Annotated in this window: 29 protein-coding genes and 1 tRNA gene; 11 read left to right on the top strand and 19 right to left on the bottom strand. The window is 48.6% G+C overall.

Annotation, left to right across the window (positions count from 1 at the left end):
• Positions 1-12 precede the first annotated feature (12 nt).
• The 11 genes from ACX93W_RS12540 to ACX93W_RS12490 all read right to left on the bottom strand — a co-directional run bounded on the left by ACX93W_RS12540 (position 13) and on the right by ACX93W_RS12490 (position 7,271).
• Positions 13-504 (bottom strand): hypothetical protein, encoded by a 492-nt coding sequence (locus tag ACX93W_RS12540; protein ID WP_459392714.1) that lies wholly within the window; start codon positions 502-504, stop codon positions 13-15.
• Positions 504-692: a hypothetical protein gene (locus tag ACX93W_RS12535; RefSeq protein WP_459392713.1), complete on the bottom strand. Its 189-nt coding sequence runs from the start codon at positions 690-692 to the stop codon at positions 504-506. The genes ACX93W_RS12540 and ACX93W_RS12535 overlap by 1 nt, the downstream gene beginning before the upstream one ends.
• A gap of 27 nt (positions 693-719) precedes the next feature.
• Positions 720-1,076 (bottom strand): cold shock domain-containing protein, encoded by a 357-nt coding sequence (locus tag ACX93W_RS12530; protein ID WP_459392712.1) that lies wholly within the window; start codon positions 1,074-1,076, stop codon positions 720-722.
• A gap of 339 nt (positions 1,077-1,415) precedes the next feature.
• Positions 1,416-1,808 (bottom strand): hypothetical protein, encoded by a 393-nt coding sequence (locus ACX93W_RS12525; RefSeq protein WP_459392711.1) that lies wholly within the window; start codon positions 1,806-1,808, stop codon positions 1,416-1,418.
• A gap of 104 nt (positions 1,809-1,912) precedes the next feature.
• Positions 1,913-3,331 (bottom strand): hypothetical protein, encoded by a 1,419-nt coding sequence (locus ACX93W_RS12520; protein ID WP_459392710.1) that lies wholly within the window; start codon positions 3,329-3,331, stop codon positions 1,913-1,915.
• 181 nt (positions 3,332-3,512) lie between these two features.
• Positions 3,513-3,770 carry a helix-turn-helix domain-containing protein gene (locus tag ACX93W_RS12515; protein ID WP_459392709.1) on the bottom strand — a complete coding sequence of 86 codons (258 nt, stop codon included), beginning with the start codon at positions 3,768-3,770 and terminating at the stop codon, positions 3,513-3,515.
• Positions 3,771-4,327: 557 nt separating this feature from the next.
• Entirely contained in the window at positions 4,328-5,032 is a 705-nt protein-coding gene (locus ACX93W_RS12510; RefSeq protein WP_459392708.1) for a helix-turn-helix domain-containing protein, read from the bottom strand.
• A gap of 248 nt (positions 5,033-5,280) precedes the next feature.
• Complete coding sequence (locus ACX93W_RS12505) at positions 5,281-5,727, bottom strand: hypothetical protein (RefSeq protein WP_459392707.1); 447 nt, start codon at positions 5,725-5,727, stop codon at positions 5,281-5,283.
• A 456-nt stretch (positions 5,728-6,183) separates the two neighbouring features.
• Positions 6,184-6,516 carry a hypothetical protein gene (locus ACX93W_RS12500; protein WP_459392706.1) on the bottom strand — a complete coding sequence of 111 codons (333 nt, stop codon included), beginning with the start codon at positions 6,514-6,516 and terminating at the stop codon, positions 6,184-6,186.
• A gap of 327 nt (positions 6,517-6,843) precedes the next feature.
• Positions 6,844-7,146, bottom strand: a complete 303-nt coding sequence (locus ACX93W_RS12495; RefSeq protein ID WP_459392705.1) for a hypothetical protein — start codon at positions 7,144-7,146, stop codon at positions 6,844-6,846.
• Positions 7,143-7,271, bottom strand: coding sequence for a hypothetical protein (locus ACX93W_RS12490; protein ID WP_459392704.1), 129 nt, complete (start codon positions 7,269-7,271; stop codon positions 7,143-7,145). Before ACX93W_RS12490 ends, ACX93W_RS12495 begins: the two co-directional genes overlap by 4 nt.
• Before the next feature lie 37 nt (positions 7,272-7,308).
• Between ACX93W_RS12490 and ACX93W_RS12485 the strand changes: the two genes are divergently transcribed.
• The 7 genes from ACX93W_RS12485 to ACX93W_RS12455 all read left to right on the top strand — a co-directional run bounded on the left by ACX93W_RS12485 (position 7,309) and on the right by ACX93W_RS12455 (position 10,308).
• A complete protein-coding gene (locus ACX93W_RS12485; protein WP_459392703.1) occupies positions 7,309-7,545 on the top strand; it encodes a hypothetical protein in 237 nt (78 codons plus the stop codon).
• 171 nt (positions 7,546-7,716) lie between these two features.
• Positions 7,717-8,046 carry a helix-turn-helix domain-containing protein gene (locus tag ACX93W_RS12480; RefSeq protein ID WP_459392702.1) on the top strand — a complete coding sequence of 110 codons (330 nt, stop codon included), beginning with the start codon at positions 7,717-7,719 and terminating at the stop codon, positions 8,044-8,046.
• Positions 8,047-8,327: 281 nt separating this feature from the next.
• Complete coding sequence (locus ACX93W_RS12475) at positions 8,328-8,816, top strand: DUF2321 domain-containing protein (RefSeq protein WP_459392701.1); 489 nt, start codon at positions 8,328-8,330, stop codon at positions 8,814-8,816.
• Positions 8,817-8,819: 3 nt separating this feature from the next.
• Entirely contained in the window at positions 8,820-9,017 is a 198-nt protein-coding gene (locus ACX93W_RS12470) for a hypothetical protein (RefSeq protein ID WP_459392700.1), read from the top strand.
• A 32-nt stretch (positions 9,018-9,049) separates the two neighbouring features.
• Positions 9,050-9,400, top strand: coding sequence for a hypothetical protein (locus tag ACX93W_RS12465; RefSeq protein ID WP_459392699.1), 351 nt, complete (start codon positions 9,050-9,052; stop codon positions 9,398-9,400).
• A 187-nt stretch (positions 9,401-9,587) separates the two neighbouring features.
• Entirely contained in the window at positions 9,588-9,785 is a 198-nt protein-coding gene (locus ACX93W_RS12460) for a type II toxin-antitoxin system HicA family toxin (protein ID WP_459392698.1), read from the top strand.
• Between the two features lie 73 nt (positions 9,786-9,858).
• Entirely contained in the window at positions 9,859-10,308 is a 450-nt protein-coding gene (locus ACX93W_RS12455; RefSeq protein ID WP_459392697.1) for a type II toxin-antitoxin system HicB family antitoxin, read from the top strand.
• 274 nt (positions 10,309-10,582) lie between these two features.
• Here ACX93W_RS12455 and ACX93W_RS12450 read toward each other — a convergent pair whose 3' ends face one another.
• The 3 genes from ACX93W_RS12450 to ACX93W_RS12440 form a co-directional block, all read right to left on the bottom strand.
• Positions 10,583-10,669 (bottom strand): hypothetical protein, encoded by an 87-nt coding sequence (locus tag ACX93W_RS12450; RefSeq protein ID WP_459392917.1) that lies wholly within the window; start codon positions 10,667-10,669, stop codon positions 10,583-10,585.
• A 192-nt stretch (positions 10,670-10,861) separates the two neighbouring features.
• Entirely contained in the window at positions 10,862-11,899 is a 1,038-nt protein-coding gene (locus tag ACX93W_RS12445) for a tyrosine-type recombinase/integrase (RefSeq protein WP_459392696.1), read from the bottom strand.
• A gap of 151 nt (positions 11,900-12,050) precedes the next feature.
• Positions 12,051-12,138 (bottom strand) — tRNA-Ser (locus ACX93W_RS12440).
• A gap of 269 nt (positions 12,139-12,407) precedes the next feature.
• On the opposite strand from ACX93W_RS12440, the gene ACX93W_RS12435 reads away from it, so the two are divergent.
• The 3 genes from ACX93W_RS12435 (at position 12,408) to ACX93W_RS12425 (ending at position 15,336) form a co-directional block, all read left to right on the top strand.
• Entirely contained in the window at positions 12,408-13,370 is a 963-nt protein-coding gene (locus ACX93W_RS12435; protein WP_459392695.1) for an ABC transporter substrate-binding protein, read from the top strand.
• A gap of 100 nt (positions 13,371-13,470) precedes the next feature.
• Positions 13,471-13,845, top strand: a complete 375-nt coding sequence (locus tag ACX93W_RS12430; RefSeq protein WP_459392694.1) for a BlaI/MecI/CopY family transcriptional regulator — start codon at positions 13,471-13,473, stop codon at positions 13,843-13,845.
• A gap of 9 nt (positions 13,846-13,854) precedes the next feature.
• Positions 13,855-15,336: a M56 family metallopeptidase gene (locus ACX93W_RS12425; RefSeq protein WP_459392693.1), complete on the top strand. Its 1,482-nt coding sequence runs from the start codon at positions 13,855-13,857 to the stop codon at positions 15,334-15,336.
• An 83-nt stretch (positions 15,337-15,419) separates the two neighbouring features.
• On the opposite strand, the gene ACX93W_RS12420 is transcribed toward ACX93W_RS12425, so the two are convergent.
• The 3 genes from ACX93W_RS12420 to ACX93W_RS12410 all read right to left on the bottom strand — a co-directional run bounded on the left by ACX93W_RS12420 (position 15,420) and on the right by ACX93W_RS12410 (position 16,782).
• Positions 15,420-15,632: a DUF951 domain-containing protein gene (locus ACX93W_RS12420; protein WP_459392692.1), complete on the bottom strand. Its 213-nt coding sequence runs from the start codon at positions 15,630-15,632 to the stop codon at positions 15,420-15,422.
• 3 nt (positions 15,633-15,635) lie between these two features.
• Positions 15,636-16,472, bottom strand: coding sequence for a mechanosensitive ion channel family protein (locus ACX93W_RS12415; RefSeq protein WP_459392691.1), 837 nt, complete (start codon positions 16,470-16,472; stop codon positions 15,636-15,638).
• 70 nt (positions 16,473-16,542) lie between these two features.
• Positions 16,543-16,782, bottom strand: coding sequence for a DUF3343 domain-containing protein (locus tag ACX93W_RS12410; RefSeq protein WP_459392690.1), 240 nt, complete (start codon positions 16,780-16,782; stop codon positions 16,543-16,545).
• A gap of 84 nt (positions 16,783-16,866) precedes the next feature.
• Here ACX93W_RS12410 and yyaC point away from each other — a divergent pair, with 84 nt between their 5' ends.
• Complete coding sequence (yyaC, locus tag ACX93W_RS12405) at positions 16,867-17,475, top strand: spore protease YyaC (RefSeq protein WP_459392689.1); 609 nt, start codon at positions 16,867-16,869, stop codon at positions 17,473-17,475.
• 24 nt (positions 17,476-17,499) lie between these two features.
• Here the strand turns inward: yyaC and ACX93W_RS12400 are convergent, their stop codons facing one another.
• Together ACX93W_RS12400 and ACX93W_RS12395 are read right to left on the bottom strand one after the other, a co-directional pair.
• Positions 17,500-17,982: a DUF4446 family protein gene (locus ACX93W_RS12400; protein WP_459392688.1), complete on the bottom strand. Its 483-nt coding sequence runs from the start codon at positions 17,980-17,982 to the stop codon at positions 17,500-17,502.
• Positions 17,983-18,057: 75 nt separating this feature from the next.
• Entirely contained in the window at positions 18,058-19,224 is a 1,167-nt protein-coding gene (locus tag ACX93W_RS12395) for an aminotransferase class V-fold PLP-dependent enzyme (RefSeq protein ID WP_459392916.1), read from the bottom strand.
• Between the last annotated feature and the right edge of the window lie 69 nt (positions 19,225-19,293).

The raw sequence follows: 19,293 nt of genomic DNA, 5'->3' as shown, positions 1-19,293 counted from the left end.
CAATCGTTCCCCTTATCGTATAATTTTGTTTGGCCGTAACAGGCAATCGCGCCAATACCGGAATGTTCCCGGCAGCGTGGCCGCTTGCTCCAACGCGTCTATTGCGTCATCAACTACGGATATCTCTTGCGGCGTAGCATCTGTTTCATCGCGCTTGAACGTTGCCAGCTCGCACTTATCGAACCTCCGCATGATTCGTTTTGTTGTTCTACATAACGTTGGGTACAACGGAGCCTGGGCCAATACGTCGATTAGTTCGTAGCCGATTGCGTCCGAAACCGTTTCGTCCATTACCAGGCGAAGTTGAATTACGCCTTCTTGCCGGGCCACCGCTCGAAGTGCCCGCTGCAAAGCGATATGGCTACCGTAGTTTTCGTCGAATTTTCGTTCACCTTGCGTCAAATAAATATCGGACGCGGCAACGCCGTCGCTATTAACGAGGAGCCACGAATAGGCCGTTCGTCTATCGTCAGACGCGGCCCCAATGTATAGCGAATGCTGCATTATTCCGCCATCCCCACCAGTTTATTTGATAACGATATAACAGCGCCAATGTCCTTACGGGACTTAGCATCCGCAAGCTGCTGCGTTACTTTATCGCGTTCCGTCGGCTGCGGCTGCTTGCTTTGCTCTACCAGTTCCGCCACTTGCTGCGTAAGTGAATCGAGCTTTTCTTCAATTGTCTTTTCCATATTTCGCTTCTCCTTTTTCGTTGAATATTAATTTTCAGTAGGTTTAACGAGCTGCACGTCGACCGCCTTTTCGCGGCTCGATCGTTTGTCGACGCCTTCTTCGTATGCCACTGTCGCGCCTTTACGTACATGCGCCTTATTGCCGTCGATCAATTCGGCAACGTGAAAGAATAGGCGGCCGTCGATGAAGCCAAACCCCTTATCGCGGACAAATCCCGTAACCTTGCCGACGTGCTTCGACGGGTTGACCGGTAAGTACTCCTGTTTAGGGCGCTCCTTTGCTGGTCGGCGCGGGCTGATCGCAATTGATGGTCCGATACGCGATTCCAGTTCCGCCCTGTCTGCGCCTGCACCTTCGAACCATACTTTCGATTCATTAAACATTTCGTTTCCTCCGTTTATTTTCTTTGTACACTAGCGGAGCCCGCCAGCGGATAACCCCGTCCGTAACCGAGTCACCGTAAATCATTTCGCCGACTAAGTCCGACTTGGTATCACAGATAACGACACGCTTACGATGGTACTCAATCGGAATGATTGCGGACACAAATAACATGACGTCACCGCCTCTTCATTAAATGCTTCTCAAGATACCGACATTGCTCCGGCTGCTCCCGCCAATATTTACATCTCGAATTGGTTTCAGTCGCCAACGCCTCCATAATCGCGCATGTCCGGTCCGGCCGAAGGTATCCGCATAGCCGGCGCGCGTCTGCTTGTGCGTTATTCATACCCGTCCCCGCTATCTTGGACGAAGAAGCCCGGTCCCGTATGGTACTCGTCCGGCCAATGCCCGGCCTTAATCCCGGCTAGCAACGTAAATACCACGACGCCGCGGACCTCCGGTTTAGTCACGCCCCAATTAGTAGTAGGCGAAAATGTCTTGCATACCATCGTTGCCAGCCGCTCGACCAGCGCGTAATAATTCGGCGGTTCCATTTTCTTAATGTGTTCCGGCGCATTCGCAATACGCGTAATCTCAGATATCATGCGGAATAGATTGTCGTATCGGGAAAAGTCGCCGGCAACGTCATACACGGCGATCTTTAGCGGCCGTTTACCCTCCGCGTACGTCACGTAGGTAAATCCGTCTTCGTGCCTTACTTCAACGATCATTTGCATCGTCCTCGTTGCAACCGTTCGCGTAACGATTGACTTCGTTTTGTTCCGCTGCCCTTTCGAGCCCTGCCGTTTAACGTCCGACTGTACGACGCTTAAAGCTAAGCCCCGATAAGGCTTTCGTACTGCCTGCGGGGTAGCATTTTTCGGAGTTGTTCATCCGTATAAAACTGCCGAGCTATCGCGCCAAAACCCCCACCGCTGCCTTCAATTAAAACAACCCCGCCAGAATCAACACCGTCCTCGACCGCTAACGTCAGACGGTAAACATTTGGACGCTTGATGAATGTTCCTACTTGTTTACGGTTTCGGTTGACAACCTGAATAACGCCTAACTTTTCTAGTCGCTCAACCTGTCTAAACGCGGTTCTCCAATCAATTCCGGCCGCTTCGCCCATTTGCTGGTATGTCATGTAGAACGCGCCGCCGGTGCCCGCCCATCGCTTCGCGTGTACCAACATCGCGTAAGCTAGAGCCTTGTGGTTCTTCTGCGGACAGGTCCGGATTATAGCGTCAATCTCGGCCATTGAAACAGTCAAATCTCGTTGCTCTACGGTAAGCGTGAGGTCGTTGTCATAAACGTACTCAACGCATTCGCCAAGATCGCGCAGACACTCGTCTAAGCTCGAAGAGTAGAACCGCGTGTCCTGCCAGGCAAACCATTCCGCAATGCTCTCGTGCGCTTCTTCTCTATCGACGCCGTGATGATTCATAAACCGGGCAAGCAATAGAAATGACTTATGCCGCTGCCCTAGGCCCGTTAGCCCCGTTTCGTAGCGGTCTGCTGCTCTCTTCAGCGTGTAGCTTTCGGATTGATCGTACGTTTCGAGAGGCTTATGCCGGGCAACTGCGTTTTCCATTTCAACCGCATCTTTTACTTCATATGCCGGTGCTTCCTCCGCAATTAAGTCGAGAACAAACTCGTGCCGCGTCTTCTTTATCGTCAATAGGTAAGCTTCCGACTCCGACTTTCCCATTACAGACAAGCCGCTTTCAACCGTACAAAACCCGCAATAATTGCCGGTTTTTTGGTGGACTCCGAGCGGTAATTTAACGCCCTGTGATGACGCCGGCCTAAACTCTACCTCTCCGCCTTCAACTTCAGTGACGTCCGCCGCCTTTGTAATGAAGTCAAAAAAGCGCGCCGCCGTATCGTTCCCGATTGCTTTGTCGAGGAATACGTCAACATGGTACCCCTTGCTGCCGGAATAAGATATCGCATAGCCTACGCCGCAAGCGTCAAGCTCCGCAGCAAGTTTATACGTTATCCAGCGCGCGACCTCGCCGTCTTGGTAGTCGACGTCAAACGTGATGAACTTCGTCAGGAATCCAGCCGCGAACGTTCCGAGCGTTGCCTTGCCTGCGAGGTGATTATCAAGCATGTACCGTCGGATTGGTTTACTACGATCATTCATTGTAATGTAGCGACCGCCTGGAAGCTGTAGCAGGTAGTGATAGTGCTGAATGATGTAAAGATCGAATAAGCGGTTTACTTCGGCCGCCTCTGCATAGTGTTTCAATTGCTTACGCCTCCCCTACCGGCTCTGTTTAATAGAAGACAGTACCGCATCTAGCTCGCCCGTTCTCTCGAATAGCCAAAACTTACGGCCCGTTTGCGGATGCAGTGCTTCGGTGATCCAGTCCAGTCCGTAAGTTCCACGTAACCGGTAGCTCAATGACCTGTCGTAACAGAAAAAGTAGTTATGATTTTTCATTTCGCGTCCCCTTCTGCCCTAGTTTCGTTTCCTCGTAATGCGTGAAAAGGCGTTCCAACTTGCTTGGCGTTAATGAGAGTTCTCTTACCAATTGCTCGGCGCGATCCCTCGGTAGGTTCTTTTCTCCTCTCTCGATATAGGATACGAATCGGCCGGATACGCCCATTAACGCGCCAAATTCAGCGCAGGACAGTCGATAGACTGCTCGGATGTGGGCGATGTTTCTTTCGTTAACGATTGACATTTTCGAGCCTCCTCTTCGGTTCTAATTTGGGAACTAAAAGGGAAAATAAAAAGAAACACTACCGACCGGCCGAGTCAGCAGCGTTTTCCTCTCCTTATTACATAAGGGTAACTAAAGGGGTAAAATACAAGGTCACTTATAAATTTCTTTTCATAACTTAGGGGTAGCTGTGAGAGCAAAAGTAAAGGCCGCCTAAAAGTTTTCCTCATAACGTATAGGTGACAAACGAACCAAAATATACGGGAGCAAAAATAATTATTTTCAATGGGGCTCAATACGCATAGGTTTGAAATGGCGAAAAAAACACTATTCAAAAAAATTCTTCATAACGCATAGGTAGCTAAAGGGGTAAAATGGTGGGTTGAATAAAAACTATTTTCAATACGTATAGGTTTGAGATTAGGTAAAATGATGTCTTCGCGCAGGAAATTTCCCCGTGACTTCGTGTACGATTTGACAGGTAATAGGTTTAATTCTACAAAGTAACGAGATAGGCAGTAAAAGAACACGTCTATGCAGGCACCGTGCGTTGCTGTCCGCACAAGCGAAAAGCCCTGTTATCTCCGGGCCGCCCTCGCTTCCGCAAACGATACGACGTTACTTCCGGTCTCGGCCGCTTCCTGTTCCGGATGCGTTGTTATTCCCTCCGCGACTTCGACCACTTCTTTACGCAAATAGTCAAACACTTCGTTGTCAACGGTTGATCCGTCGGCTTTAAAAACATCGGCTTCTTCGAGGAAATCGCGGAACTCGTCGGTACGGTCGTAGACACGCAGATAAAGGCTGAGTATACCGAGCGCATCGTCGTAATGGCGCTCGGTACGATCCGGCAACGTCATAACGTCGGCCCTTACCGCGGAAACGTTAACTTGTTCATAAGTCTCGCCCTTGAAGATGCGCTCCGCCTTGTCGACCCCGATAGTCTCGTCGAGCGCCCAAAACAACCGCCATACACGCTTGTCCATCTCTTTAATGACGAAACAATTCCTATATCCGCGTTCAATCATGTTCGCGCGTTGTACAGGCTGGCCGGATTCAAAACGGCGAAGTGTACTCGGTGATACTCCGATAGTGCCCGCGACTTCTGCCAGACTCAAAAACCTACGTTCGCGTTCCTCCCGATACTTCGTACCAACCTCGATCCAATCGACCTCTTTCGCCACTACCCACTCTTCCGGAGTCAACGTCTCGTCACGTTCCAGGCGTTCCCGCAGCGCTACCCTTTTCGCAACCTCTTCGCGTACCGTTTTTTGAATATTCATATTCACCGTCTCCTCTTCGTTTTGGTATGTGAGTCACGCCCACCTTGTGCATGTGCCTACGTATATAACCACGGCCGCAGCTCGTTTCGCACACTTGTCCTCAACATAGTCGCTGTGGTGGGTTGGGTTGCACAAATTTCCGCAAAATAAACATTGAAACCCGCAGGCACATATGTTCGTATTAATTGGTATAAGAAACGGAGAAGACGCTAGAAACGCCTCCTCCAAACTGTGATATAATAAAAATGCTAAACGGCAAGGTAGTCGCAATAATCTCCGAAACGATTAGCGTCGTATCTGCGAGACAACCTGCGTAGTTTCCGCTTAACATCCTCGTGGTGCAGTCCTAGCGCTTTAGCGAGCGCGTTAACGGACTTGTACTTCGAGAACTCAGTTACGATTAACGCGGTAATGGGGTCCAGGTCATTGATATTACCCGCAAGGAAGTCGACCAGTTGGCGCTGGTCGACTTCTGTCTTTTGCAGGGCTTCTCCCTCTAAGTCGAAATCGCTTCGCGCCGCTCTCGGGAGTAACGCCCCATCTTCCGCAGACGCTTCGAGTAGAGCATCGAACGATTCAGACTTTCGCAGCCTATACCCTTCCCGCAATAAATCGAGCCGTCGGTATTTCAGCCGGCCATTAAGAGCCCTTTCGAAATTCATGTAGACGACATCCCTGTAGCATAGTTCGAACATCGAATTATCAAAGCCAGTGAGTGCGTCAGTATCATCAAACCCTGAGTACCCGCGAATCTTCCCTCGGTGCCTTTTATAGTATGGCTGTGCTAATGCGTATAGCTCCTCGAAGTGTGCGGCCGTCGGGTCCGATTTGAACCGAAAGTATGCGTCGTTTAAAATTTGCTGATCCACTTTTGTCGTAACCTCCCTTTGGTTAAAAAGACGCCCGGCTAACAGTTAGTACCGACATTCGGGCGCTTATTGAACCGCTGCATGGCATGACAAATAACGCTGAATATAAATATTCAAACGTATAGACATGTCGCCAACTGGTCCGAAGAATATTCAAATATCAATGTGCAATCTATGGTTAAGGCCAACGTTGCAACGTCAGCTCGTAGCGGGTTACCGCGACAAGGGTGTGCCCCTTGTTTCGTTCGCCTCCGCAAAGGGCGAAACTCGTCAGGCGGTCGTTTAGTCAAAGTGATACTTAACCAACTCCAGCTCGAAGTCGCAGCCGGATTGCATCAGCTTTTGCGTCAGAAAGTCGAGAGCGGTCATTTCCGTCAGTTTGGCGGCAAGCTCATGGATGACGATATCGCCGCGTTCCACGTTCTGCGCGAGTATGTAGCCGCCATAGCCACCAGCCGTGTATAAGCCAGGGCAGCCGTCAACCGCGCGGCAGGACTCGATCCAGAGCGTACCTTCAATGTCGATGTGCATGAGGTTGAGCGAGTTAATCAGTATTGCATCGTGTTGAACGTAACGGCCGTCGAATGGACCGGCGATGTAAGTAACGCGTTTCAACTCCATGTAGCGTGCCTCCTCTCGTCTTCGAACCTGGTATTTAACGTCATTTTGTAACGGAGTAGCCGGTCAGGCCGGGAAGTTGGCGGAACCTTTACGGGCCTGCCGCAGAGTAGGTCAAATCGGGCTCCGTTGTAACGATTGACGGCGCGCAAGTAGAACGCCATCCGCAGACTAAGGCACGGCTTGAACGCCCGAAGCTTGTCCGGCATATAGATAAGATCGAAATGGGCACCGCATTCCGTACAACGCGCATAAATGGAATGGCGATCGTGGCGAAGGTAACGGAAATCAACTTTCCGCCCGCAATCGTTGCAGTAATCGCGCTTAACTCGCATCGCGTTTATCCTCCTTCCGAAATCCGGGCCGCTGGACGTCTTCGCGTTTTATCGGTACGCAGCCGCACAGCTTATCGAATCTTGACGGTAGGAATTGACGGAGCCTTTCCTTGCTTACATACACCGTCGGTCGCTGCCCATAGAAACCAGACCAACGCGTAATCAGCGTTACCTCGTATATGTTGCGGCGGCGGGACCAGCAGTAACCAATACATGGCGGGTCAAGCGAAATAGTCCGGTCAACTTCGCCGGTTGCCGCGTTAATGACATCAATATGGTACGTAATTGTCATCGGCCGAGCGCCCCCTTCACGAATTCAGAGAATAGCGCGCCCAAGGCGTACGCAAGCAGGCGGCCCCATCCTTTGCGAGTTTGACCGTAATAACGCTTAGGAGACGATCCAATTGCGAGCATCATCCGTGGCACCTCCTTTCATACCCGTTAATGAGGCGAGTTGATCACTCGAAACCCGGACGGTCCCGAGAACTTTGCGGCTATCGACTCCGGTCACGGACCGGAAAAAGCGAGGCTGTGCGAGGAAACACGTCCAGTTTTCGGAGTTAAGGATCGTAACGCGGGCGATGTTAGCGATGATTACGAAGCGGAGACGGTACTGACGGTTATTAGCGGATTTCATATAGAGATACCTCCAATATCGTTAATAGTAAGTGTGACGTTGATCAAGCAGTAATTTGTCCGGAACTCTCGTTCGCGTTTTCCGTAGTAATGGTTATTAGTTGCTTGATGTGATACAATAAAACTATGAAGCGTAATTCGATATCGCGACATTTTATGTCGTGACTCAATACTACATGACATTTTATGTCGTGTCAACCTTATTTTTTGAGGGGTAATGATTAAGATGGCATCGATAGGCCCAAGAGTAAAAAAGTTACGGGAAGATATGGGGTTAACACAAGCGGACCTTGCCTTTCTGATGGGGTATACAACAGCACGTCAAATCCAGAGAATCGAAGGCGAAGTCTCAAAACTCGACTCGGAGCAACTAAAGGCATTGGCAATATTCTTTGATGTTACCTCAGATTACCTTCTCGGCTTAACGGACGATTCAAGTAAACAAGAAAGAAATTTACCTCAAAAAGGGGTATCTGTGACCGTACCTGGTAGGTACGTAAGAGATGACGAAGGTTATATAAAAATTTCAAAAATTAGCAATAACGACAAAACGTAAAACCGCCAGCCCTCCGAGGTTGGGCGGTTTTTCTTTTCGTGAAATAACGACTTCAATTCCCACCCTCCTAACGCTATCGACGAAGGGCCTGCGTCGATTCTACGAGAAATTAGAAAGTTTATTCTAAGCGTCTCTATAAGGGACGCGTCTATTTTTATTTCCACCGTAGTAAAATCTCCTATCAAATGGTAAACTCGTCATAACGTTACTTTTTGGTTAACGTTCAAGATTACAAATTGAAGAATATAGAATAAGCATTCTAGTAATATGGGGGCAGCAATATGAATCAGACCGTAGTATACGACGTTGCGCAAATTTGTCTTAATGGACATGTGAATAGTTCGAAGATTAATGGAAACAACCACTTATTTGTTGACTACTGCCGTGATTGTGGAAGAGAGACTATAACGAAATGTGTATCATGCCACAAGGATATACGTGGTTCAGCAATCTATAATGGTATACCTTCTTACGGGAAGTACAATTCCCCTTCGTTTTGTATTCATTGCGGACAAGCGTTTCCGTGGATCGCTGAACGTCTCAAAGCCGCTGAAGAACTGGCCGAATTATTTGAAGAATTGAGTGACGAAGATAGAAAAATACTTACAACGTCCTTGAACGATCTAGTTCGAGACACGCCACGTTCCCAGGTCGCCGCTCTGCGCTTTAAGAAAATCGTCGCGAAAGCCGAAGAACATATCGGAGTCGCATTCCGAGACATACTTCTCGACGTAGTTACAGAGCCTATTAAAAAGATGATATGGGGCTAACGTATGTACTGGCTGAACGTCGATATCGTAACGAAAACTAATACGATTCACTCCGCTGATTGCCATCATATGCAAGGCCGTAAGAAACGATCCTCTGACGGAGGCTGGACGTTATTTGATACGCTAGCGGCTGCACGGGAAGCTGCGAAAGTGAACATAAAGCATACGGTGAAGGAATGCCGACATTGTTTGCGGGAATAACCGAATGGTTACTCGATAACGGAGGTGCCCGGATGATTAACGACTTCTACTTAAACGCGGAGGCTATCGCGTACTATCTCGTTAACAAGTACCAATATACGGAGTCAGACGCGCTAGAAACGGTCGCGCGTTATGATGCCGCTATTTCCGCCGCATTAGACGGAACAAAGAACGAGGAAATGGCTGCGTATATAGCCTCCGGAGGGTCGCCCGAATATTACGTTGAGTACGCCGCAGACTTGAACTTTTTCTTTAATCATCCAGAGATTGCGAAGAAAATTCCGGATATTGGGCCGCGCAAGGTTGAATACTGCTTTTGGTGCAACTACCCGAAGTATATCGGTGAAAAGTGTGCGTTTTGTAATCACGATAACAGAAATTAGGTTCATACATATTCGAAACCCAGCGAAATAGACGTTAAAACATCGCGGGGTTTCTTTCTTATTTTCAGCGTACAGAAAACTACAACACACGGTTATAATGTATTCATAATTTTATACGTATAAAAGTACGTATTAAATATTGACACGTGTTATTGTACGTGTTATTATATACATAAGGAGGGACGCGATGAAGCAACGGGGACAATCATCAAGGACAATAATTAAACAGATTGAAGCAGACGGTTGGTATCACGTACATACGGCAGGCAGCCATTGGCAATTCAAGCATCCAACGAAGCTTGGAAAAGTAACGATACCACACCCGAATAAAGAATTACCAGTGAAGACAGTAAAAAGCATTCTAAAGCAAGCGGGGCTCTTGTAGCCCCCTTCTCTACAGAACGTTTTAACATAGATAGCTCCGATTTGAAATTTACAATTGTAAGCGAGGAAGTGATTTGAAGTTGTTAGAGAATAACACACGTAAAGATCGGTATATCTATCCGGCCATTTTCGATTATGCCGACGACGGAATTTCCGTGGAATTTCCCGACCTGCCAGGCGCATTTACTTGCGGCGACGATGACGAAGAGGCGTTACGTATGGCTCGCGAATGCATGGCGCTGCACCTTTACGGAATGGAATCGGATAACGACGATATCCCTAGTGCTTCACGCGCGGTTGACGTCAATACATCCAATAACCAAACGGTCGTCCTAGTTGAAGTCTGGATGCCGCCGTTCCGCGACGAAATGAAGCAGAAAGCCGTTAAAAAGACGCTGACCATTCCGAAGTGGCTCGATGAATTGGCCGTAGAGAATAACGTTAACTTCTCGCGAATATTACAAGACGGTCTGAAGTCTTATCTCGGCGTAAGTGAGAAGAGCGAAGACAACGTTAAACCTTGAGAAACATACTGTAATCGAAAAAAGCCCGGCTACTAACGGAGATAATTCCGTCAATAGCCGGGCCTAGTTCATTTTATTATTTCGATGTGGTCTTGCATATTTACACGCAGATACACACATAACATAAATATATGTCCGCCGCAACTTCCATTTACAATCGTAAAGTTGTATACTTAGTACGACAATACTAATCACGAAATACGACCGAGGCGTCGAAGTGTTTAGTATAATACGGAATGAGCCCGCCAATCCGCCAAGATGATCGGGCTTTTTTCTATTTCAGGGTCAACGCTATAATTCCAATAAATAATGACGCCAATGCGATTACTAATGTTCCAAAACCAATCATTAGGTGTAGCACGTCTTTTGTCTTCAATGTACCGGCCTTTCTCTTCAACGCCTCGGTTAGGTATATTATAACAGTTAAAGGCGTCTGTGTCTTGTACTTAGCACAGTCAATTCCCTGCCAATCTTTTTAGAACAGAGCGCCTTGATTGCATAATATACTATTCATTATATCACATACATGTCGTTTATTAAGCACACTTCCATACTACCGTTTCAACACCCTTCCTAACGGGCTAAACCGCTTGTGTTGCTCCGCAATCGACTCCGGACTAAGCTGCACGTACTTCCTCGTCGTCTTAATATCCGCGTGCCCCATTAGCTTCTGCAAATGAAACACGCTCATTCCGTTCTCTGCCGCCATTGTCGCGAAGTTATGACGCAAGACATGCGGCGATACGTTCCGGCCGAGTTTCGCTTTGTTGGCGTATTTGTCGAACGCCTTCTGGATCGTCTTTTCGCTCAGCGGTTCCCCGTAGTTTGTCGTAAAGACGTGCCCAGACTCGAAGTGCTGCTCCGACTCCGTGACGAGCTGCTTTAAAAGCCTCGCCGTCTCCGTAGAAAGCGGCAAGATACGGCTTTTCCGATTCTTATTTTTTGCGGCCGGTAGCGTAATTAACTTTCGTTTGAAATCGACCTCGGCCTTCTCCAACGCGCATATTTCGTTAATTCGGAGCCCCGTATCGAGGATAAGCACGATTATAACGTAGTCCCTCCATTGTGCCCAATAACGCTGGTCCGGCGCTTTTATGAACCGACGCAGCTCCTCCTCGGTCAGCGGCTCGACCGTATCCTCGTCTTGACGCATCAGAGACACGTTTTGCGCGGGGTTGCGGCTTATAACCTCTTCCTCATGCAGCACGGAGAAGACCGTCCTTAGAACGCGAATACGGACGTTTACGGAGGCTGGCGATAGTCCCTTCCGCCCTTTCTCATACTCAGACTTATACGGGTGACCTTCGTAATACTCCTTCTCTTCCGCGCACCACAATATGTATTCCCGAAGCATATCCGTTGTTACCTCGTTGATGGCGGTCTCACCGTACCTGCCCGTAGCCCAATCGATAAAGTATCGCATGTTCTGTTCGTAGCCAGCTAGCGTCTTCGGCTTCAGGTTCTTTGCACGCTTAACCTTCATAACGAACTCGACCGCTTCTTCGAGCGTGAACGACGGAATTCCTACGGCTGCTATCTGATTTCGCTGCGTTACTGTCCGGCGGCCGGCCCGTTTGTCATTTCGTTGCATAAAAAAATCCCCCTACGCGTTATTGACGTAGAAGGATCGGAATCAGCCAGGCTTAACGGAATCAGTTAGCGCACTAGCCTATTCATTTACGGACTGCTTTCGCCCACATGCCGTACTGAAACGGCGTAGTGGCGGGCAATTACGATAAGTACGGAGAGGGTGGGATTCGAACCCACGCACGCTTTGACACGCCTAGCTGATTTCGAGTCAGCCCCCTTGGGCCTCTTGGGTACCTCTCCGCAATATAAGCGGCACAAGTAAGATTGTACCATAGCGGGCATAGGCTTTGCAAGCGTATTGTATTGGCATGCTGTAGCGCCCGATGCTTCTCTCTAGCTATGGCGTAATTGAGAGACTTTTTTTTGCATGGCCTCAGGGTATGTTTTTCAATGCTTGACACATCACTACACGTTGTAGTAAATTTAAAACCACTACGTAGTGTAGTGATTAGGTGAAACGTTATGGACGCATAACGTGCCGGAAATGCAAACGGAGAGGTTTAAAAGTTATGATGGTAAACCGATGGAAGCCGCTCGGGGCAGCTGTGATCGTCCTTTTGACAGCGGCGTTGACGCTAACGGCATGCTTTGGCGGGAATAATGCGCCCAATAACGCCCCAGGACCGCTGGATCAGGATGAGCAAGTGACCATCAAGGTGATGTTTGGTTATGACGAGGATGAATTTTATCGGGATTACGGCACAGCCTTTATTAGCAAGTTCCCCACTATCAATATCGAAGTGTTGAATACGCAACAGTTTGACCCATCGGGCGAAAACGGCAGCAACTTTATTGATTCCTTTATCGAAAAGGAAAAGCCGGATGTGCTATGGCTGTCCCTGGACGATTATGAAAAGCTCTCGGATGAGCGGAAGCTTGTTGACCTGGATGTCTTTGTCCATCAAGATCGGTTTGATCTTGATGGCATTCACCCTGCAATTCTCAAGCTTCTTCGCGACCGATCGGGAGGCAAGCTGAACGGGTTAGCTCCGATATTTAATAGCGAGGTGCTGCTCTATAACGAGGACTTGTTTCAACAATACGGTATACAGCCCCCTACCGATTCCATGAGCTGGGATGAAGTATTGATGCTGGCAAGACGCTTTCCGCCCCAAAATGATGATGGTGATCAAATCTACGGCTTTGGCTTGCCGCTTTTCAATACGTTCAGCGGCTTGGCCTACACCATTGGATCAACAAACGGACTTGCTCTGTTAAGCCCGGATGGCAGCCGGGTAACGTTGAATACGGAAGGCTGGAAAAACGCCTTTCAAAGCGTTGCAGATGCCGTTAACGCGCAAGCAATCGTGATTCCTCACATGCCGGAAATTCAGTCCTTTGACAATTATTACCGGGACGATCCCTTTATTTCCGGGAAAATGGCTATGAAAATCGGCAACTCCTTTGATCCCGAAAGTCTTAAGCAGGCCGGGGAAGCGTTGGATGAAGGAGAAATGCCATCAGAAGCTTGACAGCACGCAGCCGGCTGTAGTACGTTTTCCCCACTACGATACGTAGTGATTATGATACGTTAATGATGAATCAGGAAAACGCTATGGAGAGGTGTTCAGAATGAACCACATTCAAAAACTATCCGACACGGAATTGGAGTTAATGGAAGAGATTTGGTCCTGCAAGCCCCCTGTTACGTCAACCGAGCTGCTTGCTATCTTTGCTCAAAAGGGACGCGAATGGAAAGCGCAAACGATCTCCACCTTCTTGTCCCGTTTGGTGGACAAAGGCGCTCTTGCATTTACTAGACATGGACGCACGAACCAATACGAACCCCTCTTGTCCCGGGAGGAATACAAGCTGCTGGAAACGCAGAATGTACTGGACGGCTTGTATCAAGGCTCCGTAAAAAACTTGATTTCCGCGATGTACGATGGCAACAAGTTGTCCGATCAAGACATGGTCGAACTAAAAAAATGGCTTTCGGAAAAGTAGGTGGCTGCAATGAATCTTATGCTTGAGCTTTTGTTTACACTGACGATGGCCGGAAGCGTTGCCTCTGCTGCCATTCTCTTGCTTCGTCTTGCTCCAGCGGAACGTTTTCCGGCTATATGGCGTTACAGGCTTGGCAAAATGGCAGCGGCGTTTTTTCTGCTTCCATTTGCGCTTGCGCTGCCATCGCTAAGCGGGGGTTTTTTGGGCTCAAAAGGTTCTGATTTGCAAAATGGAGATGCCGGTGCACGCATTTTGAATGCATCCCCTCTCTCCGAGCTCCTTTCGCTCGCAACTAAACCTGTATTGGCCCTGCCGAGGAATGCCGTTATTATTCTATTGCTTCTGTGGGCCGCCGGGGTGCTGATATTTTCGGCATGGCAGCTCTATTGTTATATTCGGTTCACCTCAATGCTGAAACGCAGCCAAGAAGCTGTTGCGGCCCATAGCGAAGCATTCGTTCAGTTAACACTCATCAAAGCTGATTTAGGCATAAAGGGCAAGGTCGGGCTTGCTAGCAGCCCATTGCTGCAAAGTCCTATGCTGGTTGGATTCTTCAAACCAATCATCTATCTCCCTGCCCCCTCTAATGACGGACTTGATTGGGACATGGTTTTTCGCCATGAGCTGATTCATCTGAAGCATAAAGATTTGTGGGTTAAGGCCATCAGTCTTGGCATAAGCGCTTTGCATTGGTTTAACCCCTTGGCTCACCTGCTCCGCCAAGACCTCTACCTGTGGAGCGAGCTGTCATGCGATGAAGTGGTTGTCAAAGAGATGCCGCGCCCGGAACGATTGCGTTATGGCCAAACCCTATTAAACGTGGTTGCAGGCAACCGGCTTCTTGCAAGTCGGCTTCCCTCGCAATTTGGATCTTCATTATCGGGCGACGGAAAAAAATTAAAAAGGCGGTTAAACGCTATGCTAAATGTAAAACAACTAAGCAAAAAAACGCTTTTCCTGCTGCTTTCAACATTTATTATTATCGCGGCGGTCAGCACGGTTGCAGCGATCTGGGCTACATCGGTTACCCCGACTGTTGCAGATGCCAATGATGCAGCACAGCTTATTGGACTGGGAGAAAAAGACGAGCCAGAGTCTGAAGTCGTAACTGATTTCGATTCTAATTCTGGTCAGGCTCCAGATTCTGATCCGGATTCAAACTCAATTTTTCCGGGACAATACAGACCCACTCCAGAGGATGAGTCCAAGCGGAACGAAGAAGTTCAGAATAGCGTTGGCACTGTCAGCGTGCCCAAGGATTCCAAGGATGAAATCGCAGCCGCTGAAGTTGCAGAGCTTGTGGCAGAGGCAGACAATGAAGCCATCATTGCCGTACCGCAGGAAGCGTTAGCGGAGCCTTGGCCCCAGCCTGCAAAATCCGCCAATAACGGAGAGGTTCCAATGGAGGACTTGCCGAAAACCATGCAGCCTGCAAGCGATGAAGTTTCTCCGATTTCAGAAGCGCCTGCCCCCGAACTTACTGGAGCGTAAAAAAATAAAAGCGCAAGCTCAGGAACACATTGGAGAGTTTCCCCTCTCCCCCTGAGCTTGCGCTTTTTTATACGTTCAGCAGCTTATTCGCCTTCGGCACTCTGCGGCTTGGAACGCAGCACTTTTTTTAAGTTTTTCTCGAATTTGGCGCGCGGGATCAATACGCTATGCTGACAGCCTACGCATTTGATCCGAATGTCCATGCCCATTCGAATAACTTCCATCTCGTTTGTGCCGCAAGGATGCTGCTTTTTCATCTGTACAACGTCGCCGAGCTGAAACTCTTTGCGTTCCATGCCTCATCCCTCCTGTATTTCATTTTTAATAGAGCTAGTCACGCTTTTGCCAAGCAGCATCTCTTGTATTTCTTTATAGAGCAGCCGCGATACCGCGCTTTGTGAATTGGGTCTGCATTCGGCAATGACTCGAATCACCATGTCGGCCGCTGTTATGCTCTGCACGCCCAACACTTTGGGTGTTTGTACGATATTTTCATGATGCAGTCCGTTCACTGTTTCTTGAATCCAGCCAATCGCCGAATTGACGTCTGTAGCAAACGGCACAGCGATGTCGACGACCGCCAGTGAATTGTGTATGCTGAAATTCGTAACATCCTGAATCATGCTGTTGGGCAAAATATGTACCTCTCCCGTCCAACTCACAATTCGGGTTGTCCTCAAACCGATTACCTCTACGGTACCTTTAAACTTGCCGGTCTGAATAACATCCCCTACTGCAAACTGATCCTCCAGAATAATAAAAAATCCGGTTAAAATATCCTTCACCAGACTTTGCGCGCCAAAACCAATCGCTAGGCCTACAACGCCTGCACCTGCCAGCAATGGTCCCAGATTAACGCCAAACTCGGACAACAGCAGCATAAAGGTGATGAAATAAATGATATACGTGGTCACGTTTTTCAGCAGTTTGCCCACTGTTGTCATTCGGCGAGCCTGGCTCACCGTTCGTTTGCCCACATTATCCAAAACAACGCGATTAATCGTCTTATGCAGCAGCCAAATTATAAGTCTGCCTATTACCAGTATGGCGGCAATTCGGATTGCGGATAACCCGATCAGCTCCCACTCCCAGTTTTTATTTAACCACACTATAAACGAAGCATACATCTTGCCCATACGGTCAATACCAACTCCCGGTCAAAAGGTTGAAATCTCTTTATGTTGATGCCACAACCGATAACCGCCGTTACTTGATCAATTCATATACACCTGGCGAGGCTTCCAGAAAAATACCCCGTATCTCTACCTTCTCTGACTCAATCACTTGCTTGACTTGCCCCAGATCGCCCTCTTCAAAATGGATCGACAAAGCGCATCCAGCCGTTATTTCTTTGGGTGTTGGGCAAATATCAATTTCAATCTCTACATATTCCAGCAGCATCTCGGCTCGAAGGGCCTGCTGCGTCGAGTCAAACGCAATAAGCATAAGTCCTCCTCTATAGCTATCAAGACGTATAAAACGGCAGTCTCATCCATATACTAGTAACATATTTGATATTGGAGGGATTCTATGAAGCTTCCATTTGGCAAAGAGGCGCCTTTTAAAATTCCTTATACAACAACCAACGCAGCCGGTATGCTTACCCATCGTCTAACCGGCCACCTGGAGGAGCTTGCCTGCGATCGTCCCATCGTTATTGTCTGCATCGGAACCGACCGCTCGACCGGCGATGCTTTGGGACCGCTTATCGGTTCTGCTCTGCTGAAATTTAAAAGCCCTCACTTTCACCTCTACGGCACGCTGGAGGAACCTGTCCATGCCATGAATCTGGAGGATACTTTGACCAAGATAAGCCAAAGCTTCATACATCCTTTTGTCATCGGCATCGACGCTTGTCTAGGACAGGTTTCCAGCGTAGGCTGCATTCAGGTCGGCGAAGGTCCGGTCAAGCCCGGCGCGGGCGTTAACAAGGAGCTTCCGCCAGTTGGCGACATCCACATTACCGGAATTGTTAATGTAGGCGGCTTTATGGAGTATTTTGTACTGCAAAATACCCGTCTTCATCTCGTGATGCGTATGTCCGAAATCATCGCTTCAAGCCTTTTTTCCGCTGTAGCCTCCCACATCCGTTCAACTTCCATCATGAGAGCCCAAGCTGCTGCAGCCGAAAGCAATTAATTCCGGGCTATTCGATTGCGGCATTTACTTGGCTTCCTGAATCGCTTTGCGTTCTTCCGGTGTAAGCGGGTAGTTGGATTCGCCGCCCGCAACCGGCTTTGCGTACACATAGGTGCTTTCGCGGCTATGGAGTCCCGAGAACACAACTCCGTCCTGCTTGGGACTCAGAAGGGCAATCGAGAAGCTAAGATCGCTGCCGCCTTCCGAGAAGGCATTATACCGAACAACTCCAACTTTGCTTTTCATTGCGGGCAGTTCTGCTTCGACTTCAGCCAGTCTTTGATGAAGCCGTTCGCTATAGACGCGATTGTCCTCAATTTGTTTTCTTAGCTCGATCACCACATCTTCAAGATTAGTGATGCCCGTCTCTCCCATTGTCGCCAAATAATTTTTGCGCAGTTTTTTTAGTTTAGAGTTCAAGACACCTATCCATATCATTAAAAACAATACAACTGCCGCAACCATCATCATCACGATACCCGCAGGCTCCAATAACCAATCCCCCATGCCTTGTTTCCATCCCCCACTATTTTGATGCCCTCGCCGCTGCTAACGGAGAGGTTTAACGTTTTGCGCCGATTGTTAAAGCTTGTACTGCTCTACGATTTCCTTCACTGCTTCCGTCAATGCATCAACGTCTTGTTCTGTCGTATACAGGCCTACGCTTGCCCGAACAGCGCCGGTTGATGAAGTGCCTGCGCTCCCATGCGCAAGCGGCGAACAATGAAAACCCGATCTTACCGCAATTCCATAATGTTGATCCAGAATAAAAGACATCTCCGAAGGATCAACCATATCGACGTAGAAGGCCACAATGCCCGTTCTCGGCTCCCCAAGCGCAGGCCCTAGCACATTAACGCCATCTATGCCCGACAGCCCTTCCATGAGGCGTTGCGACAGCCTCCATTCATTAGTATGGATCTTCTCAACTGTCTCATTCAAAATATATCTTACGCCTGCCTGGAGACCTGCCAGCCCCGGCGTATTTTGTGTTCCGGCTTCATATCGGTCCGGTCTCACCTGCGGCTGCCAAGGCGTTTCTGATTGACTGCCTGTGCCTCCATGCAGAAGCGGCTCCAGATCCAATTCCGGGTGGATATAAAGCCCTCCAGTACCTTGCGGACCCAATAACCCTTTATGGCCCGGAAACGCCAGCATATCGATGCCCATGGCTTCTACGTCGATTGGCAATATCCCTGCGCTTTGCGCCGCATCCACAAGCAGCTTAACGCCATTTTTTCGGGCTATTTCACCAATTTCCGCAATGGGTAAAATGGTGCCCAATAGATTGGAGCTATGGTTGGCTACAATCAACGTTGTGTTGCTCGTAATGGCCTCTGCAATTTGGTCTGCATTGATATAACCTGCTGAATTACTTTCTATATAAGTCACCTGGACACCGTGTTTCGTTTCCAGATCATATAAAGGTCTTCTTACAGAATTATGTTCAACCGAGGTCGCTATGACGTGATCCCCTGGCTTTACCCATCCCTTAATGGCCATATTCAGAGCCATCGTTGTATTGCTGGCAAAAGCAATGTCGTTTGGGTTTTTGATATGAAAAAGTTTGGCTAGCCACTTGCGAGTATCGAACAGAATACGGCTTGCTCTAACTGCCATCGCATGGCTTCCGCGTCCCGGATTTGCCGCATCATGCAGTGCAGCCTGGACCATCGCTTCGGTTACCTGCGGCGGCTTCGGCCACGATGTTGCCGCATGATCCAAATAGATTATTTGTTTTTCTTCCATGGTCATGATTACATCCCCTCTTCAACAACAATGGCATATCTTAGTTTAATCCTTCGACTGAAAGATTAC

This window comes from Paenibacillus sp. CAU 1782 (assembly GCF_054551715.1).
The sequence above is the reverse complement of the archived record's forward strand: the minus strand, read 5'-3'. Positions and strand labels throughout refer to the sequence as shown.

What these genes read in the sequence shown, in the direction of transcription:
- ACX93W_RS12540 (WP_459392714.1), bottom strand. Translation starts at nt 504, where the DNA reads ATGCAGCATTCGCTATACATTGGGGCCGCGTCTGACGATAGACGAACG.
- ACX93W_RS12535 (WP_459392713.1), bottom strand. Translation starts at nt 692, where the DNA reads ATGGAAAAGACAATTGAAGAAAAGCTCGATTCACTTACGCAGCAAGTG.
- ACX93W_RS12530 (WP_459392712.1), bottom strand. Translation starts at nt 1,076, where the DNA reads ATGTTTAATGAATCGAAAGTATGGTTCGAAGGTGCAGGCGCAGACAGG.
- ACX93W_RS12525 (WP_459392711.1), bottom strand. Translation starts at nt 1,808, where the DNA reads ATGATCGTTGAAGTAAGGCACGAAGACGGATTTACCTACGTGACGTAC.
- ACX93W_RS12515 (WP_459392709.1), bottom strand. Translation starts at nt 3,770, where the DNA reads ATGTCAATCGTTAACGAAAGAAACATCGCCCACATCCGAGCAGTCTAT.
- ACX93W_RS12510 (WP_459392708.1), bottom strand. Translation starts at nt 5,032, where the DNA reads ATGAATATTCAAAAAACGGTACGCGAAGAGGTTGCGAAAAGGGTAGCG.
- ACX93W_RS12505 (WP_459392707.1), bottom strand. Translation starts at nt 5,727, where the DNA reads ATGTTCGAACTATGCTACAGGGATGTCGTCTACATGAATTTCGAAAGG.
- ACX93W_RS12495 (WP_459392705.1), bottom strand. Translation starts at nt 7,146, where the DNA reads ATGACAATTACGTACCATATTGATGTCATTAACGCGGCAACCGGCGAA.
- ACX93W_RS12490 (WP_459392704.1), bottom strand. Translation starts at nt 7,271, where the DNA reads ATGATGCTCGCAATTGGATCGTCTCCTAAGCGTTATTACGGTCAAACT.
- ACX93W_RS12480 (WP_459392702.1), top strand. Translation starts at nt 7,717, where the DNA reads ATGGCATCGATAGGCCCAAGAGTAAAAAAGTTACGGGAAGATATGGGG.
- ACX93W_RS12475 (WP_459392701.1), top strand. Translation starts at nt 8,328, where the DNA reads ATGAATCAGACCGTAGTATACGACGTTGCGCAAATTTGTCTTAATGGA.
- ACX93W_RS12470 (WP_459392700.1), top strand. Translation starts at nt 8,820, where the DNA reads ATGTACTGGCTGAACGTCGATATCGTAACGAAAACTAATACGATTCAC.
- ACX93W_RS12465 (WP_459392699.1), top strand. Translation starts at nt 9,050, where the DNA reads ATGATTAACGACTTCTACTTAAACGCGGAGGCTATCGCGTACTATCTC.
- ACX93W_RS12460 (WP_459392698.1), top strand. Translation starts at nt 9,588, where the DNA reads ATGAAGCAACGGGGACAATCATCAAGGACAATAATTAAACAGATTGAA.
- ACX93W_RS12445 (WP_459392696.1), bottom strand. Translation starts at nt 11,899, where the DNA reads ATGCAACGAAATGACAAACGGGCCGGCCGCCGGACAGTAACGCAGCGA.
- ACX93W_RS12435 (WP_459392695.1), top strand. Translation starts at nt 12,408, where the DNA reads ATGATGGTAAACCGATGGAAGCCGCTCGGGGCAGCTGTGATCGTCCTT.
- ACX93W_RS12430 (WP_459392694.1), top strand. Translation starts at nt 13,471, where the DNA reads ATGAACCACATTCAAAAACTATCCGACACGGAATTGGAGTTAATGGAA.
- ACX93W_RS12425 (WP_459392693.1), top strand. Translation starts at nt 13,855, where the DNA reads ATGAATCTTATGCTTGAGCTTTTGTTTACACTGACGATGGCCGGAAGC.
- ACX93W_RS12420 (WP_459392692.1), bottom strand. Translation starts at nt 15,632, where the DNA reads ATGGAACGCAAAGAGTTTCAGCTCGGCGACGTTGTACAGATGAAAAAG.
- ACX93W_RS12415 (WP_459392691.1), bottom strand. Translation starts at nt 16,472, where the DNA reads ATGGGCAAGATGTATGCTTCGTTTATAGTGTGGTTAAATAAAAACTGG.
- ACX93W_RS12410 (WP_459392690.1), bottom strand. Translation starts at nt 16,782, where the DNA reads ATGCTTATTGCGTTTGACTCGACGCAGCAGGCCCTTCGAGCCGAGATG.
- yyaC (WP_459392689.1), top strand. Translation starts at nt 16,867, where the DNA reads ATGAAGCTTCCATTTGGCAAAGAGGCGCCTTTTAAAATTCCTTATACA.
- ACX93W_RS12400 (WP_459392688.1), bottom strand. Translation starts at nt 17,982, where the DNA reads ATGGGGGATTGGTTATTGGAGCCTGCGGGTATCGTGATGATGATGGTT.
- ACX93W_RS12395 (WP_459392916.1), bottom strand. Translation starts at nt 19,224, where the DNA reads ATGGAAGAAAAACAAATAATCTATTTGGATCATGCGGCAACATCGTGG.